Source organism: Streptomyces sp. NPDC004561 (assembly GCF_053602155.1).
This window is the reverse complement of sequence record NZ_JBSGDB010000063.1, coordinates 12,043-27,427: the sequence shown is the minus strand read 5'-3', so window position 1 is coordinate 27,427 and position 15,385 is coordinate 12,043. Positions and strand designations below refer to the sequence as shown.

The 15,385-nt window shown below is 70.4% G+C and carries 12 protein-coding genes; 6 read left to right on the top strand and 6 right to left on the bottom strand.

Annotated elements, in window-relative coordinates; all coding sequences use genetic code 11:
- Positions 1-56 precede the first annotated feature (56 nt).
- A complete protein-coding gene (locus tag ACWEN3_RS11730; protein WP_452968818.1) occupies positions 57-1,364 on the bottom strand; it encodes a NucA/NucB deoxyribonuclease domain-containing protein in 1,308 nt (435 codons plus the stop codon).
- Positions 1,365-1,632: 268 nt separating this feature from the next.
- On the opposite strand from ACWEN3_RS11730, the gene ACWEN3_RS11725 reads away from it, so the two are divergent.
- From ACWEN3_RS11725 to ACWEN3_RS11700, 6 genes are all read left to right on the top strand, one after another.
- Complete coding sequence (locus ACWEN3_RS11725; protein WP_452968815.1) at positions 1,633-2,730, top strand: nucleotidyl transferase AbiEii/AbiGii toxin family protein; 1,098 nt, start codon at positions 1,633-1,635, stop codon at positions 2,728-2,730.
- Positions 2,731-3,128: 398 nt separating this feature from the next.
- Positions 3,129-5,177 (top strand): elongation factor G, encoded by a 2,049-nt coding sequence (fusA, locus tag ACWEN3_RS11720; RefSeq protein WP_452968813.1) that lies wholly within the window; start codon positions 3,129-3,131, stop codon positions 5,175-5,177.
- A 504-nt stretch (positions 5,178-5,681) separates the two neighbouring features.
- Entirely contained in the window at positions 5,682-6,998 is a 1,317-nt protein-coding gene (locus ACWEN3_RS11715) for an ABC transporter substrate-binding protein (protein ID WP_452968811.1), read from the top strand.
- Positions 6,999-7,003: 5 nt separating this feature from the next.
- A complete protein-coding gene (locus ACWEN3_RS11710; RefSeq protein WP_452968809.1) occupies positions 7,004-7,999 on the top strand; it encodes a carbohydrate ABC transporter permease in 996 nt (331 codons plus the stop codon).
- A 7-nt stretch (positions 8,000-8,006) separates the two neighbouring features.
- A complete protein-coding gene (locus ACWEN3_RS11705; protein ID WP_452968822.1) occupies positions 8,007-8,846 on the top strand; it encodes a carbohydrate ABC transporter permease in 840 nt (279 codons plus the stop codon).
- A 29-nt stretch (positions 8,847-8,875) separates the two neighbouring features.
- Complete coding sequence (locus ACWEN3_RS11700; RefSeq protein WP_452968807.1) at positions 8,876-10,240, top strand: GH1 family beta-glucosidase; 1,365 nt, start codon at positions 8,876-8,878, stop codon at positions 10,238-10,240.
- A 456-nt stretch (positions 10,241-10,696) separates the two neighbouring features.
- Here the strand turns inward: ACWEN3_RS11700 and ACWEN3_RS11695 are convergent, their stop codons facing one another.
- The 5 genes from ACWEN3_RS11695 to ACWEN3_RS11675 form a co-directional block, all read right to left on the bottom strand.
- A complete protein-coding gene (locus tag ACWEN3_RS11695) occupies positions 10,697-11,650 on the bottom strand; it encodes a hypothetical protein (protein ID WP_452968805.1) in 954 nt (317 codons plus the stop codon).
- On the bottom strand, positions 11,647-12,726 hold the full coding sequence (locus tag ACWEN3_RS11690; RefSeq protein ID WP_452968803.1) for a protein phosphatase 2C domain-containing protein: 1,080 nt from the start codon (positions 12,724-12,726) through the stop codon (positions 11,647-11,649). The genes ACWEN3_RS11695 and ACWEN3_RS11690 overlap by 4 nt, the downstream gene beginning before the upstream one ends.
- A gap of 8 nt (positions 12,727-12,734) precedes the next feature.
- On the bottom strand, positions 12,735-13,400 hold the full coding sequence (locus ACWEN3_RS11685) for a vWA domain-containing protein (RefSeq protein ID WP_452968800.1): 666 nt from the start codon (positions 13,398-13,400) through the stop codon (positions 12,735-12,737).
- A gap of 45 nt (positions 13,401-13,445) precedes the next feature.
- The gene (locus tag ACWEN3_RS11680) at positions 13,446-13,862 is read right to left on the bottom strand and encodes a hypothetical protein (protein WP_452968820.1); all 417 of its coding nucleotides are present in this window, start codon (positions 13,860-13,862) and stop codon (positions 13,446-13,448) included.
- Positions 13,863-13,924: 62 nt separating this feature from the next.
- Positions 13,925-15,364, bottom strand: coding sequence for a hypothetical protein (locus ACWEN3_RS11675; RefSeq protein ID WP_452968797.1), 1,440 nt, complete (start codon positions 15,362-15,364; stop codon positions 13,925-13,927).
- Positions 15,365-15,385: the final 21 nt, after the last annotated feature.

Genomic DNA, 15,385 nt, shown 5'->3' with positions numbered 1-15,385 from the left:
GGCCGGGCGCGCGACCGGGCGGTTTTACCCGGCCCGTGCCCGGCGCGGCGCCGGGGTCAGGGCTGGATGGACACGTAGAAGGGGTCGTGGACGCCGTTGCTGCCCAGGATGCGCTGGTCGGCGTAGAAGTCGCCCAGGTCCCGGCCCGCCTGCTGGTTGTCGTCGCTGTCGATCGGCTTGACGACGTAGTTGCGGAAGTTTCCGAGGTCGACCGCGCCCTCCTGGGTGGAGGCGAAGGGGTACTCGTCGCAGTCGGTGTTCGGCGCCGGGTACTTCCCGGGGAAGTACGTACGGCAGGCGGCCCGCGCCGTGTTGCGGTGGGCGGTGATGTTGTCACGGTCGCGGTGCAGCGGCCGCCCGCTCGCCGGGGAGCCCGGGATGCTCTTGAACGGTATGCCGAAGATGCTGGACGGCGGCTGCGTGGTCAGCGGGGTGTTCTGGGCCTCCCAGATGTTCTGGGCGGACTCGGGCGTGGTGCCCCGGTGGATCGCCAGGGTCTGCGGCGCGACCCACGGGAAGACGCATCCGATGCTGCCGCCGGCCTGGATGATGTAGCTCGCGGAGTCGCAGCGCATGCCGCTGTTCGGGCCGTCCCGGGTGACCGGGCCGTTCTCCCCGCCTGCGGCCGTGACGTGCCAGTTGAGATGGGCGTTGCCGACCTGGTCGGCGCCGGCGCCGGTGGGCTGCTCGAAGGAGTAGTACAGGAAGTCGTCACCGCCCAGCACCCACTGCTCGACCGGTTCCGTGGTCGGCGAGCCCGACACCGTGTCGCACGGGCCGGAGCCGGCGGACGCGGTGCAGGTGGTGTTGACGGTGAGGGTGATCTCGGACATGTCGCCGTCCTGGACCCAGTTCCCGAGGAACTGCGCGATGTAGACGTCGCGTGCGCCGTTGCCCGTGTACTGGATGTCGACGAGATCCGCGTCGGCCGTGCCGACCTGGTCACAGCCGAACAGCCAGTCGCACACCACGTGCCAGGCGTGCAGGTGGTACGCCTGGCAGGAGGCGAAGCGGTCCTTGCCGTAGCCGTCGCCGCTGCGTGAGGAACTCTGCGCCAGGCACTCGTCCGGGGTGATGGAGGACACCGGAGTGGTCAGCGAGTTCTTGTGCGCTCCGGGCAGGGAGCGGGGCTTGACGGGTTTGTCGCCGCCGCGGACGGACTTCGCGGTCTCCGGCGTCACCTTGAGGTACACCTTGCTGGTCTTCTTGTGGTGCCCCGAGGCGCCGGTCGAGGCGCCGGCGGCCTGGGCGGTGCCGGTCGCCAGGAAGAGGAGCGCCGCCAGCACCGCGACCAGCGACCCGCCCCACCTCCCCGTACGCCGCGGCCGTTCACGTTTCGTGCCGTGCTTCGCGGTTCTTGACACGCGATTCCCCCTGGTTCTACCGAGTTGGTGTCGATCCCACGGGTATCACCGGCCAAGCCGTGCACGCCGCGAACATGACATATTCGCCGCCGCACCCGCACATCGGATCCCATCCGTCGCAGGGCGTCCGCATTCGGACGATCGGGGTCCGGCGGCTGAACTCGGCCTCCAGAACTACGCGATCCGGTAAGGCAGTTGGATTCCGACGAACTCATCGTGTTGTCAGTGCCGCGGACTACGGTTCTGCCGCATGGAAGCGGAGCGAGGCGTGAGCGGGCCCCACACGACGGCCGGGAGCGGCGCCCCCACCGCGCCGCCCGCCGCGGAACGGTTGGCCCGGCGCGCGGCGCTCGACCATGTGCTGCGCCTTGTCGCGGACGCCCCCTGGAGCGCGAGTCTCGTCCTGCGGGGAAGCATGGTCATGCCGGCATGGGTGGGAGACGCGGCCCGCGAACCCGCGGACCTCGACTGGGTGGTCCTGGAGGACGCCGTCGGGACCGACGGGCTGGACCCGTATCCGTACGTCGACCGGATCGAGACGGTGCAGCAGTGGCCCGAGGCAGCCGACGGGGCCGCCCGGTACGAGATCTGGACGTACGAGGAGTTCGGCACCGCCGGACAGCGACCGGTCCTGCCGCCCGAGGGACTGCGCTGGCTCGCCGACGAGGAGGCCGTGGAGACCGGCCCTCCCTATCTGGACCTGCTCGAACGCGTGGCCAGGCGCCCGCGGGCCGCCCCGGGCCTGGTGCTCGACGCCGAGCACGCGCGCGTGGACGGCACCTGGACCTACGCCTGCTACGACACCCCGGGCGTCCGGCTGGTCGTCCCCTGGCGCGCGGACGGTCTGCCGCCCGGCGAGGTGCGACTCGACTTCGCCCGGGACGAACGCCTCCCCGAGCCCCCGGTGTGGACCCTGGTACCGCGGGGCGACGGTGGCGCGCCCACCCCGGTGCGGACCGCGAGCCGGGACCTGTCCCTGGCGTGGAAGCTGCTCTGGCTGCACACCGACAGCCGCGACGGCGGCCGGGCGCAGGGCAAGGACCTGTACGACGCGGTACTGCTCGCCGAGAAGGAGGGCGCCGCGCTTCCACCGCGCCTGCTGCGGACGGTGTTCCGAGGCGCCGCGCCCACGGAGGCGGACGCCTTCGACCCCGCCGCGGTGGTCCGGTGGGACGTGGACTGGGCCGCGTTCCAGGAGCGGCACCCCCGGGTGCCGGGAACAGCGGCGGAATGGCTGCGCCGCCTCGCCCGGGCGCTGGAACGGATGCGCGTGCGGCGCCCCTTCGAGACGACCGCCGTCGAGCGGGATCCTGGACCGGCGCACGGCCGCCCCGGCGTCACGAGCGGTGCCGCCGCCGAAAAATGATGTGCCCGGCGCGCATGGCTCTCGTACTGTCGAAGCGTACCGAGCGCCGCGACCGAATCCGCGGCGCGCGCCGAGACACGTGGACACAGAGGGGAGCGGGCCGTGCGTGACCGTACCGCCGTCGTCGTTCCCCCCTCGCGGTCCGAGGTGATCCTGGTGTCCTCGTCCGTCCGGTGCCCGCTGCGCGGCCGGCACCGGACGCCCGTGACGCCCCGCTGACACCCGGTACCGCCAGGCCGCCCCCTCGGGACCCTTCGGCCCGCCCGGAACCCGTCCGACGCACCCGGAACTCCTCCGGTCCACCCGGAACGCGTCCGGTCGCCGTCGTACCGTCGTGTCGCCCGGTGCACGGGGAATCGCGCCGCCCTCTTCCCTGATTCGCAGAAAGGCCCCGGGCCATGCGCGCCACCACCCTCAGCACCCTCACCGCCGTCCGCAACCTCGGCATCCTCGCGCACGTCGACGCCGGCAAGACGACCGTCACCGAGCGGATCCTGTACGCGACGGGCACCACCCACAAGCGCGGCGAGGTGCATGACGGCACCACCGTCACCGACTTCGACCCCCAGGAACGCGACCGTGGCATCACCATCTTCGCCGCCGCGGTGAGCTGCGCCTGGGACGGGCACCGCGTCAACCTCATCGACACACCCGGGCACGTCGACTTCGCCGACGAGGTCGAGCGCTCGCTGCGCGTGCTCGACGGCGCGGTCGCCGTGTTCGACGCCGTCGCCGGAGTCGAGCCGCAGAGCGAGTCGGTCTGGCGGCAGGCCGACCGGCACGGCGTACCGAGAATCGCGTTCGTCAACAAACTCGACCGCGCGGGCGCCGACCTCGACCGGGCCGTCGACTCGATCCGCGGCCGGCTCCATCCCGCCCCGCTGGTCGTCCAAATGCCGATCGGCACCGAGGACGGCTTCACCGGCGTCGTGGACCTGGTCCGGATGCGCGCCCTGACCTGGGCCGACGGTGAGGGTACGGCCGTGGAGGGACCGGTGCCCGAGGCGCTGGGGGAGGAGGCGGTACGGCGGCGCCGGGCGCTGGAGGAGGCGGTGGCCGAGCTGCATCCGGGCGCCCTGGAGGAGTTCTGCGACCGGGAGACGCTCTCGGCCGCCACCCTCACCGCGGCCCTGCGCGACCTCACCCGTACCGGGGACGGCGTGGTCGTCCTGTGCGGCTCCGCCTACCGCAACCGCGGCATCGAACCACTGCTGGACGCGGTCGTGGCCTACCTGCCCTCGCCACTGGACGTGCCCGCCGTACGCGGTGTCCACGACGGCGCCGAGCAGCGGCGGGCCGCCGATCCCGAAGCGCCTTTCGCGGGGCTGGTGTTCAAGGTGAACGCCGGCGCCACCGGGCGCCTGACCTACGTGCGCGTCTACTCGGGCACGATCGAGAAGGGAGACACCGTGTGGGACCCGGGCACCGGGCGCACCGAGCGCGTCGCGCGCATCCTGCGCGTGACGGCGGACCGGCACGCCCAGCTGGAGCGGGCGGTCGCCGGTGACATCGTCGCGCTCGCGGGGGTGAAGTCCGCGCGGACCGGCTCCACGCTGTGCGACCCCGGCGCCCCGCTGCTCCTGGAACCGCCGGTGGCCGCCGAGCCCGTGGTGTCCGTGGCGGTCGAGGCTCGGCGCGGCACGGACACCGGCCGGCTCGCGACGGCCCTGGCCCGGCTCGCGGAGGAGGACCCCTCGCTGGTCGTACGCACCGACGCCGAGACCGGTCAGACCGTGCTGTCCGGGATGGGCGAACTCCATCTGGAGGTCGCGGTGGAGAAGATCCGCCGCGACGGCGGCCCGGAGGTCGGTGTGGGCCGGCCGAGGGTCGCGTACCGCGAGACGGTGGTCGGGGGAGTGCGCGGGTTCGTGTTCCGGCACGTCAAACAGGATGGCGGGGCTGGGCAGTTCGCCCATGTCGTGCTCGACCTGGAGCCGCTCGGCCCCGAAACCGGGGTCACCGGCTTCGAGTTCCGCTCCGCCGTGACCGGCGGGCGGGTGCCGCAGGAGTACGTGCGCGCGGTGGAGGCCGGGTGCCGGGACGCCCTCGCCGAGGGACCGCTCGACGGGCACCCGGTGACCGGGCTGCGGGTCACCCTCACCGACGGCTCCACGCATGTGAAGGACTCCTCCGACACGGCCTTCCGCACCGCCGGCCGGCTCGGACTCCGCGAGGCCCTGCGCGCCTGCGCGCTCGCCCTGCTGGAACCGGTCGCCGAGGTCACGGTCACCGTGCCCGAGGACGCGGTGGGCGGTGTCCTCGGGGACCTCGCCGCCCGGCGCGGCCGGGTCGCCGGCTCCGAGACGCGCGGCGGCGCGGCCGTGGTCACCGCGGCCGTCCCGCTGGCCGACCTGTTCGGCTACGCGACGCGTTTGCGCAGCCGCACCCAGGGCCGTGGCACCTTCACGACCCGTCCCGCGGGGTACGCCCCGGCGCCGGCGCGGTAGGAACCGCGCGTGCGCGGCCGGGGGCGCGGTCGGCGATCTCCTCGGCGACCGCGCCTGGGCCCCCGGGCTCCAGGACGTACGGATACGGAGCCCAGCCAATCCGCTGGTCCGCCAATCCGCCGATCCGCTGGTCCAGTGGTCCGCCGGTCCGTGCCACGAGTCGAAGCGGCTCGTGGCGCGGACCGGCGTCCGAGCCCGCAGCCCGTCGCCGCCCGCACCCCATCAACTCCCCGTCGACACACAACCGTTGTAGAAGCGGGCGACCGCGCTCCGGCCGCAGGTCACGGCCCTGCGGCCACCCGTCTCCGCCCCTCCGTGCCCGTGATTCCGGTCGTCGGCGGCCCGGCCGGAGCGGATACCGCTGCGGGATCCCTTGACGAGCGTTTCTTCAAGGGTTTAACTCACGTCCTAAATTAAGCCGTGAGGGGCTTCGGGGCAGGACCGGTGCCGGCTCCGTGAGCAGCCCCGAAGGTTCTCGACTCCCGGAAAGGGACACCAGGAGCCATGCGCAGCATCCGAGCCGCGGCCACAGGCGCCGTCACCCTGTCTCTCGCCCTCGCGGCAACGGCCTGCGGAGGCGGTTCGTCCAGCGGCGGCGGGTCCAACGACTCGCCGAAGACGCTGACGTACTGGGCCTCCAACCAGGGCGCCAGCATCGCCGTCGACAAGCAGGTCCTCCAGCCCGAACTCGACAAGTTCCAGAAGCAGACGGGCATCAAGGTGAAGCTGGAGGTCGTGCCCTGGTCCGACCTGCTCAACCGGATCCTGACCGCGACCACCTCAGGCCAGGGCCCGGACGTGCTGAACATCGGCAACACCTGGAGCGCCTCGCTGCAGGCCACCGGCGCGCTGGTCCCGTGGGACGCGAAGAACTTCTCGAAGATCGGCGGCAAGGACCGGTTCGTCGACTCCGCGCTCGGCTCGACGGGCGCACAGGGCAAGGACCCCGCCGCGGTGCCGCTGTACTCGATGGCGTACGCGCTCTACTACAACAAGCAGATCTTCGCCGACGCCGGCATAGCCAAACCGCCCACCACCTGGGACGAGTTGATCGCCGACGGCAAGAAGATCCAGGCCAAGGGCAAGTCCCCGCTCGGCGCCGAGGGCTCGAACCTGTCGGAGAACATCCACCACGTCTTCGTCTTCGCCAAGCAGCACGGCGCCGACTTCTTCACCGCCGACGGCAAGCCCGACTTCACCAACCCCAAGGTGGTCGACGCGGTCAAGAGCTACGTCGACCTGATGGCCAAGGACAAGGTCATCCCGACCGGCGACGCCGAGTACGCGCAGAACCAGTCCGTCAGCGACTTCGCCAAGGGCAAGCAGGCCATGCTGCTGTGGCAGTCCGCCGCCGCCAACCTCAAGTCCCAGGGCATGAGCCCGGACGCCTACGGTGTCGCCCCCGTGCCCGTGCTGTCCGGCACGCCCGGCACCGGCACCCAGGTCGACTCCATGGTCGCCGGCATCAACATCGCCGTCTTCAAGAACACCCACAACCTCGACGGCGCCGCGAAGTTCGTGAAGTTCATGACCTCCGACGACGAGCAGAAGACCCTCAACACGGCCTACAGCTCCATCCCGCCGGTCAAGGCCGCCCAGGCGGACTCGGCGTTCAACTCCCCGTCCAACGCCGTCCTGAAGAACACCCTCGCCACCAGCGCGGCCGCGCTGCCGCAGGTCGCCTCCGAGTCGCAGTTCGAGACCACGGTCGGTACGGCGGTGAAGGACCTGTTCGCCGACGCCGCCGCCGGGCGCGCGGTGACCACCGACTCGGTCAAGGCCGCGCTGCAGAAGGCCCAGCAGCAGATGCCGGCGGCGTGAACCCGATGACCACGACCGCTCTGCGGAATCAGGAGCCCGTGGGCGAGACCTCCCCCGGCGCGGCGGCGCGCGAACCCCGCCGCCGCGCCGGGCGGTTGCGTCGCGTCTCACTGCCGTACCTGCTGCTCCTGCCCGCCCTGCTCCTCGAACTCCTCGTCCACCTGGTGCCGATGGTCATCGGCATCGTGATGAGCTTCAAGGAACTCACGCAGTTCTACATCCGCGACTGGGGGAGTGCCCCCTGGACCGGCCTCGGCAACTACAAGGTGTCGGTGAACTTCGACGCCCCCGTCGGCGAGGCCCTGCTGCACTCCTTCCTCGTCACCGTCGGCTTCACGCTGCTGTCGGTCGCGCTGTGCTGGCTCATCGGCACCGCGGCCGCGATCTACCTGCAGGACGCCTTCCGCGGCCGGGGCCTGCTGCGCGCCCTGTTCCTGGTGCCGTACGCACTGCCCGTCTACACGGCCGTCATCACCTGGGTGTTCATGTTCCAGCACGACAACGGCCTGGTGAACCACGTCCTGCACGACCAGCTGCACCTCACCTCCAAGCCCTCCTTCTGGCTCATCGGCGACAACAGCTTCTACGCCCTGCTGACCGTGTCGGTGTGGAAGGGCTGGCCGTTCGCCTTCCTCATCGTGATGGCCGGACTCCAGAACATCCCGAGGGAGCTGTACGAGGCCGCCGCCCTGGACGGCGCCGGGATGCTGCAGCAGATCCGCCGCATCACCCTGCCGTCGCTGCGCCCGGTCAACCAGGTGCTGGTCCTGGTGCTGTTCCTGTGGACGTTCAACGACTTCAACACGCCGTACGTCCTGTTCGGCAAGTCCGCCCCCGAGGCCGCCGACCTCATCTCGGTCCACATCTACCAGGCGTCCTTCGTCACCTGGAACTTCGGCACCGGCTCCGCCATGTCCGTCCTGCTGCTGCTCTTCCTGCTCGTCGTCACGGGCGGCTACCTGCTCCTCACCTCACGCGGGCGGAGGACCGCCGATGTCTGACTCGCCCATGGCGCCGCCGCGTTCGTTCCTGTGGTCCCGGCGGGCCTTCCTCACCCTGCTCACCGGCTTCGTGCTGATCCCGGTGTACGTGATGGTCTCCAGCTCGCTGAAGCCGCTCGCGGACGTCACCGGCAAGTTCCGCTGGCTGCCGAGCGGGCTGACGATCCGCCCGTACATCGACATCTGGTCGACGGTCCCGCTGGCCCACTACTTCGTGAACTCGCTCGTCGTGGCCGGCTCGGCGACCGTCTGCTCGGTCGTGATCGCGGTGTTCGCCGCGTACGCGGTCAGCCGCTACGAATTCCGGGGCAAGCGCGTCTTCACGGTCACCGTGCTGTCGACGCAGATGTTCCCCGGCATCCTCTTCCTGCTGCCGCTCTTCCTCATCTACGTCAACATCGGCAACGCCACCGGCATCGCCCTGTTCGGCTCCCGCGGCGGCCTGATCATCACCTACCTCACCTTCTCCCTGCCGTTCTCGATCTGGATGCTGATCGGCTACTTCGACTCGGTGCCGCGCGACCTGGACGAGGCGGCGCTCGTGGACGGCTGCGGCCCGCTCGGCGCGCTGCTGCGGATCGTCGTACCGGCCGCGATCCCCGGGATCGTCGCGGTCGCCGTGTACGCCTTCATGACCGCGTGGGGCGAGGTGCTCTTCGCGTCCGTCATGACCAACGACACCACCCGCACCCTCGCCGTCGGCCTCCAGGGCTACTCCACCCTCAACGACGTCTACTGGAACCAGATCATGGCCGCCTCGCTGGTCGTCAGCGTGCCCGTGGTGGCCGGCTTCCTGCTGCTGCAGCGCTATCTCGTCGCCGGACTGACGGCAGGCGCCGTCAAGTGACCGACACCCCGTATTCCGAAGGGACTTCCGTGTCCGACCGCATCGACCTCGCCGCACTCCCGCACGACTTCCTGTGGGGCACGGCCACAGCGGCGTACCAGATCGAGGGCGCCGTCACCGAGGACGGCCGCTCGCCCTCCATCTGGGACACCTTCTCGCACACCCCCGGGAAGATCGCCAACGACGACAACGGCGACGTCGCCTGCGACCACTACCACCGCTGGCGCGAGGACATCGGCCTGATGCGCCGCCTGGGCCTGAACGCCTACCGGCTCTCCGTGGCCTGGCCGCGCGTGGTGCCCGGCGGGGTGGGCCCGGCGAACCCCAAGGGGCTCGCCTTCTACGACGAGCTGGTGGACGCCCTCCTTACGGCGGGCATCACCCCGTCCGTCACCCTCTACCACTGGGACCTGCCGCAGGTGCTCCAGGACCGCGGCGGCTGGCCGGAGCGGGACACCGCCTTCGCGTTCGCCGAGTACGCGTCCACCGTCGCCGACCGCCTCGGCGACCGCGTCAAGCTCTGGACCACGCTCAACGAGCCGTCCTGCTCGGCCTGGATCGGCCACTACGAGGGCACGATGGCCCCCGGCTGGACGGACCTCACCGCCGCCGTGCGCGCCTCCTGCCACCTGCTCCTCGGCCACGGCCTCGCCACGCAGGCGGTCCGCGCCGCCGCCCCCGACGCCCAGATCGGCATCGTCAACAACCTCTCCACCGTGCACCCGGCCACCGACCGCCCCGAGGACGTGGCGGCCGCGCACCGGCACGACGGCCACGTCAACCGCTGGTGGCTCGACCCGGTGCACGGCCGCGGCTTCCCGGCCGACATGACCGAGACCTACAACGTCGAACTCACGCTCTACGAAGGCGACTTGTCGACGATCGCGACGCCCCTGGACTGGCTGGGCCTGAACTACTACTTCCCGGCCTACGTCGCCGACGACCCCAACGGCCCGGCGCCGTACGCCCGTTCCGTCCGCCGCGAGGGCGTCCCGCGCACCGGCATGGACTGGGAGATCGACGCGAGCGGCATCGAGACCCTGCTGCTCCGGCTCACCGAGGAGTACGGCGCCCGCAGGATCCACGTCACCGAGAACGGCTCCGCCTTCCCCGACGTCGTACGCCCCGACGGCAGCATCGACGATCCCGAGCGTCAGGAGTACCTGGAACACCACCTCGCCGCCTGCGCCTCGGCCGCCCGCAAGGGCGCCCCGCTCGCCGGCTACTTCGCCTGGTCCCTGCTGGACAACTTCGAGTGGGCCTACGGCTACGACAAGCGCTTCGGCCTGGTCCACGTCGACTACGGCACCCAGGTGCGCACGATCAAGGGCAGCGGACACCGGTACGCGGACATCGTCCGCGTCCACCGCGGCCGAGCACGCCGGGCCGCCTGAGCCCGGCCCGGACCCCGGGGGCACGCGAGCGGGAGCCCGTGCCTCCGGCCTGCCGCATGGTCCTGAAGCGCAGGGTCCCTCCACCCCACAAGGAGGGCGACATGCCATCTCGAGTCCCGCGGGGCCTGCTCGCCGCACTGGCCACCACGGCCCTGCCGGCCACCAGGTTCTCGACGTCCACGCCCTCGCCGTAGTGGTGTTCCTCCAGCAGCGGCAGGATCTGGACCCGGCAGCCGACGGGGAATTGCATTCGATGTCTGCCGTTCACGCCTTTCTCGGAGAGAACAGCCCGCGGGCGTACGGTTCACGGTTCGGCAGCCGCAGCCAGAACTCCGTCTACTGCGTGTGGTCATCGGCCATGCTGATCGATCCCCTCAACAGCCGGCTCGGATGAAAGGGTAGGTCGCCGCCCGACACCCTTCGCCTTCCAGCGCTGGGGAAGTGCCGGGCGTCTCACTACTGCCCTGGTGCTCGCAGGCTGATCGGGGTTCGGATCCGCGTCCCGTCCAGGACAGTGTGGTCGATGGCCGGCCGGGGCCTGGGTGCGGCCGCGGTCAGCGTGATCGTGCCGCGGTCGCTCAACGCGGTCTGCCACTCGCTCGGCCGGGGACGGGTACCGCGCTCGCCGGCGGCCTGCGAGAAGAGCCTACGCACCGCGGCATCCTGGCGGCCGTTCAGACAGTCGGTGACGAGCTCCAACTCCTGCCCCGGTGCGACATAAGGCTCCTGAGCCAGGATGCGTCCCAGCACGAGTGCCGTCTTGTACGCGTCCGTGTCCACCGACGCCTCGGTCGACGGCACCAGCGGATCGTTCCAGTCGGGAGTACCGGCCTGGGCCTGCACGGGCGCACGTCCCACCCGGCGGAAGCCGTCGCAGTCCAGGAAATGGACGGCGGTGCCTGGGGTGAGCGACCACAGCACGTTGGCCTGCGAGATGTCCCCTATCACGAGCCCGGCGCTGTGGAACCAGCTGATGGCCTCCACACAGGCCAGAGCCAGAGCTCTGCGCTGCTCCGGAGTCGGCTGCCCCACCTCCTGCCAGGCCAACTTGGGTTGCCTGATCAGATACTGCAGTTCGAGCAGCTTCGTGGACCTGGCAGCGGTGCGCCACGTCATGTCGGCCGGGGCGCGCCGCATCAGGAAGCCGAGCACCCGATTGCCCTCGACCACCCGGCACAGCGGCCAGGCCGCAAGAGAATCCAGGCGGCTCCGGTCGGACTGGCCGAGGCTCTGCCGGAACGCGACCAGGTCGGCGAGGGCACCACCGTTGACCTTGGACGGGTCCTTGTACTCCTTGAAGAGCAGCGACCCTTCGGCCAGAGCGTGCACGTCACCCTGGCCTCCGCTGCCGACCCGGTCCCGCAGCGCGAGCGACGCACGAGTGACGTCCGTCCCGTCCTCCGCGCTCATGCTCCGTCCTCCCACACGCAGATGACGGTGCGGTCGTCGTCGTAGGACTTGGCCCGTGTCTGCGCCTGCCACAGGAAGTCGGACAGCGAGGGAATCTCAGGGCCGCCCCAGGCGTGAGCGAGGTGGTCGGCGAACCCCGGGTCCTTCTGGGTCAGGGGGTTGGTGATGCCATCGGTGCCGAGGAGGAGGACTTCGCCCGGGACCGTACGCAACATCATGGACTTGACGCTGCGGTAGGCGTGGGGAAGCGCCTCGGTGCGGGTGTCGAGGAGGCTGCTGTCCCCGGCCGGGTTGCCGTGTTCCCAGTGATCGCCCCGCAGGACGAACAGGCCGCCGTCGCCGACGCTGAAGACGACGCGCTCGCGGATGCGGGCGTCCGTCGGAACCAGCAGGACGTGCAACGTGGTGGAGTGCTCCGGGCCGAGACGCGATTCGCTGACTGCGCCGGCGATCGCCTTGTTGGCGATTGCCCGCAGCTCCCCTTCGTCCTGGGCGCTCAGGGCCGCATGAATGCTTTCCGCCTCCCGGTCCAGGTGAATGGCCGCTTGGCGCGTGATGCGGAAGGAACCGACGTGCGACGCCTTCGCCGATCCCACCCCGTCTGCGACCGCCAGCAGAAGCAGCTCGGCTTGCGGAGGGCCGATACGTACCACGGTCATGGCGTCCTGGCGGCAACTTCCCTCCCAGTTGTGGGAGTCACCGCGCACCGAAGCCGCCCGCACGGTGATGAGCCCTACCTGAGCTCCGTCCACTTGGACGGCAGAGGTGAAAGCGGCGAACTCGTCTCCGTCCCGAATTGAGGGCCGTGACAGAGGATGCGGCGGATAGCTGGGAGGTCGGTGACCGACATGATCGGGTACTCCGCGCAGAATGCCATCGCCGGCATCCGGAGCCTTCACGAGGCGTTCCGGCGCCTGGGGCGCAGGCAACTCATGCGCCGCGAATTGGGGAATCGTGTCGTGCGCGACGATCCCGGGCGGCAGGGTCGCATAGTAGGCGTCGATGTCGTTGCCGCCGGGGACGCGGCCTGCGTTCCCGGCATCCTGCCCCGCGTCGCCCGACTTCTCGAAACTCACCGGGCCGCTCACAGCTTGTCCAGGGAGAGGCTGGTGAAGCCGGGGATCTGCTCCTCGACCTGAAGCTCGAAGCCCTCGCCGCCCTGGGCGGCCATGCTGGTCGCCGAGCTGACGATGGAGCGGGTGAGGCTTGAGGCGAACTCCCGGATGGCCATGGCCGGGGAGATGGAATCGTCCTGCTGAATGAACGCCTTGAAGTTGGCCACCTCCGTGATGGTGGACCGTTCGGCGTCGCTGATACCGAAGGCGATGATCTTCGGCGCGTAGCGGAACGAGTTCAGTTCCTTGAGGTCCGTGCGCCAGCCCTCGTCCGTGGGGATGCCGTCGGAGAGGAAGAAGACCACCGGCCGGTACACGTCGTGACCGTCGGCCTTCAGCTCCGCGACGTCCCTCTCGATGGTGTTCTTCAGCAGGCGGAAGGCGGCTCCGAAGGAGGTGACTCCGCCGGCCGACAGGGACGGCAGCTGCGTCAGCTCGCTCAGGTCGGCGAGCGGCTGAAGCACGGAGGCCTGCGTGGAGAAACCGATCAGCGCGAAGCGGGTCTTGTCCGCGACGCTCGGGTTGGTGCTGATCTCCTGGTGCAGGTCGGGCAGTGCCGAGTTGATGGCGTCCACGCCACCTCCGGCCATGGAACCGGACTCGTCACACACCATGTAGAAGGGAAGGATCTGCATGGACTCTCCTGAGCTCAAGAAGACGGTGTGGCGGCGGCTTTGCCGTCACCGGGTGTAGAAGTAGAGCTCCAGATCGGCCGCGCCGGAGACGCCGCCGTTCCAGAAGTCCCGTGTCGTCGCGTCGACGAACATGTCCGGCCGTGCCGTGTGCAGGGACTTGTTGATCTCGCGGGCGTACGCCTGGCCGGCTCCGGGTTCGGGGGCCTTGCCGAAGGTCAGCACGAAGGCTGCGGCGCGCCCCTTGTAACGGGCGGTGGCAGCACGCAGCTCTGTCACCATCCGCGTGGTGTCACCCGAATCGGCCGTCACATGGAGCTTCACCGGCTTGCGCTCCACCGACCGCGGCCCCGTCGGCGTCGGACTCGGCTTGGCGTCGGCCGACGCCGACGGGTGAGCGGCGGCGCGGGCGGCCAGCGGATCGCCCCGGTCGCCCATGGACACCAGAGCGAGCACGAGCAGCATGTCGGCGAAGAGCCAACCGGCCAGGTGCAGGGGGTTGAACCTGAAGCTCGGCTTGCGAGGGCTCACCGTGCCGATCCGATCCCGGCCTGCAACTCCCTCGCCTGCCGCAGCTCCTCCTCCGCGCGCCGCAGTTCGCCCTCGGCACGTCGTTGGGCCGCCTCGGCCCCGACCCGCGCTGCCTCCGCGTCCGCTCGTGCCGAAGCCACGTCGGCCCGCGCGGTTTCCGTCTCACTGAGCGCCCGCGCCAAGGCGTCGGTGACGCTCGCGAAGCGGTCGGCAGCGTCGTGCAGTGCACGGCTGCGGGCCTCGATGCCCAGCAGCGCCTCGCGAGAGATCTCCGCCGCCTCGCTGGAGCGCTCGGCCACCGCGCCGAGATCGTTGAGCAGCCGGCCGTTGACGTCCGAGACAACCTCGATGCCCGTGGTGAACCCACGCTGCGAGGCGGCCAGCAGGGTCAGGGAGTCCTCGACCTGCCGAGCGGCGTCGGACAGCGCGCCGCGAACGCGTTCGCCGTTGTCACCCACCGCCGACTCCAGCCGGTCCGCGGCACGAGCGAGGACGTCGCGCATCGCGTCGCCGGCCGCTCGCAGGTCTTCCAACGCCTTGTCGAGCACGCCGGTCTGCCCGCTCACTGCGTCGGCCAGTTGACGCCCCGCCTGCGTCACCGGGTCGGCGAGATCCTGAACAGCGGTCTGGATGGCCGTACCGCTGTCCCGGACGGTCTCCTCGATCTGCTTCACCACTTGCTCGATCGGCCGCACGTACGACTCGGCCTGGGAGAGGCGCTGCTCCGCCTTGTCCATGGCCTCGCCCACGAGTTCCGCGGCGCGGGTGAGTTCCTCCTGCGTGGCGATGGCCTTGGAGTGCATCCGCTGGAGTCGTCCGGCCGCCGAGTTGAGCTCTGCCGCGAATCGTTGCGGAGAGGCGACACGATGCCGGTTGAGACAGAGCTGCGCATGCGTCAGAACCGGGCTGAGACGGGCGAGGACCGCCTGGGTACGCCACCGCGCCTGCTCCTCGTTGCGTTCGGCGGCGGTGCGCCGGTAGCCGTGGACCGCCGTGAGGACGAACAGCATCCCCAACGTCAGACATCCCGTTACGGCGACGTGCCCGAACCGAAACGTGTTACCCAGGTGCCCGTCGAACCCGGACTGCCACAGCTGGAGGAACGGCCGGCCCGCTGCCTTGGGGTCGTCCCCAGTGAGTGCTCCGTAGGCGCTCGAGGCCTGCCAGAGACCGAACCAGGTGAAGAGCAGAGGCAGAAAGACGAGGGCGCCGAGAATCCAGTCCAGGATGGAGTCGAACCGTCCCTTGCGGTCACCCTGTGCGCTCTCCGCGATGCTCTCAGGCCGTACGAAATGCCCCATGAGATCGAGCTCGGCCCATGGGTCGAGAGCCTCCGTGTCATCGGAGTCGAGTGCATGGGCCAGTGCGCGCAGTTCGTCGGCGCGCGGCGCGAGCAGCGGTTCCTGCGCCATGTCGTCGAGATGACGTGCCGCCACCCCGTTGTCGATTTGAGTCCC

Bases quoted from the DNA above. Each gene is read 5' to 3' on its own strand.
- ACWEN3_RS11685 (WP_452968800.1), bottom strand. From the start codon at position 13,400: ATGCAGATCCTTCCCTTCTACATGGTGTGTGACGAGTCCGGTTCCATG.
- fusA (WP_452968813.1), top strand. From the start codon at position 3,129: ATGCGCGCCACCACCCTCAGCACCCTCACCGCCGTCCGCAACCTCGGC.
- ACWEN3_RS11715 (WP_452968811.1), top strand. From the start codon at position 5,682: ATGCGCAGCATCCGAGCCGCGGCCACAGGCGCCGTCACCCTGTCTCTC.
- ACWEN3_RS11705 (WP_452968822.1), top strand. From the start codon at position 8,007: ATGGCGCCGCCGCGTTCGTTCCTGTGGTCCCGGCGGGCCTTCCTCACC.
- ACWEN3_RS11680 (WP_452968820.1), bottom strand. From the start codon at position 13,862: ATGCTGCTCGTGCTCGCTCTGGTGTCCATGGGCGACCGGGGCGATCCG.
- ACWEN3_RS11695 (WP_452968805.1), bottom strand. From the start codon at position 11,650: ATGAGCGCGGAGGACGGGACGGACGTCACTCGTGCGTCGCTCGCGCTG.
- ACWEN3_RS11710 (WP_452968809.1), top strand. From the start codon at position 7,004: ATGACCACGACCGCTCTGCGGAATCAGGAGCCCGTGGGCGAGACCTCC.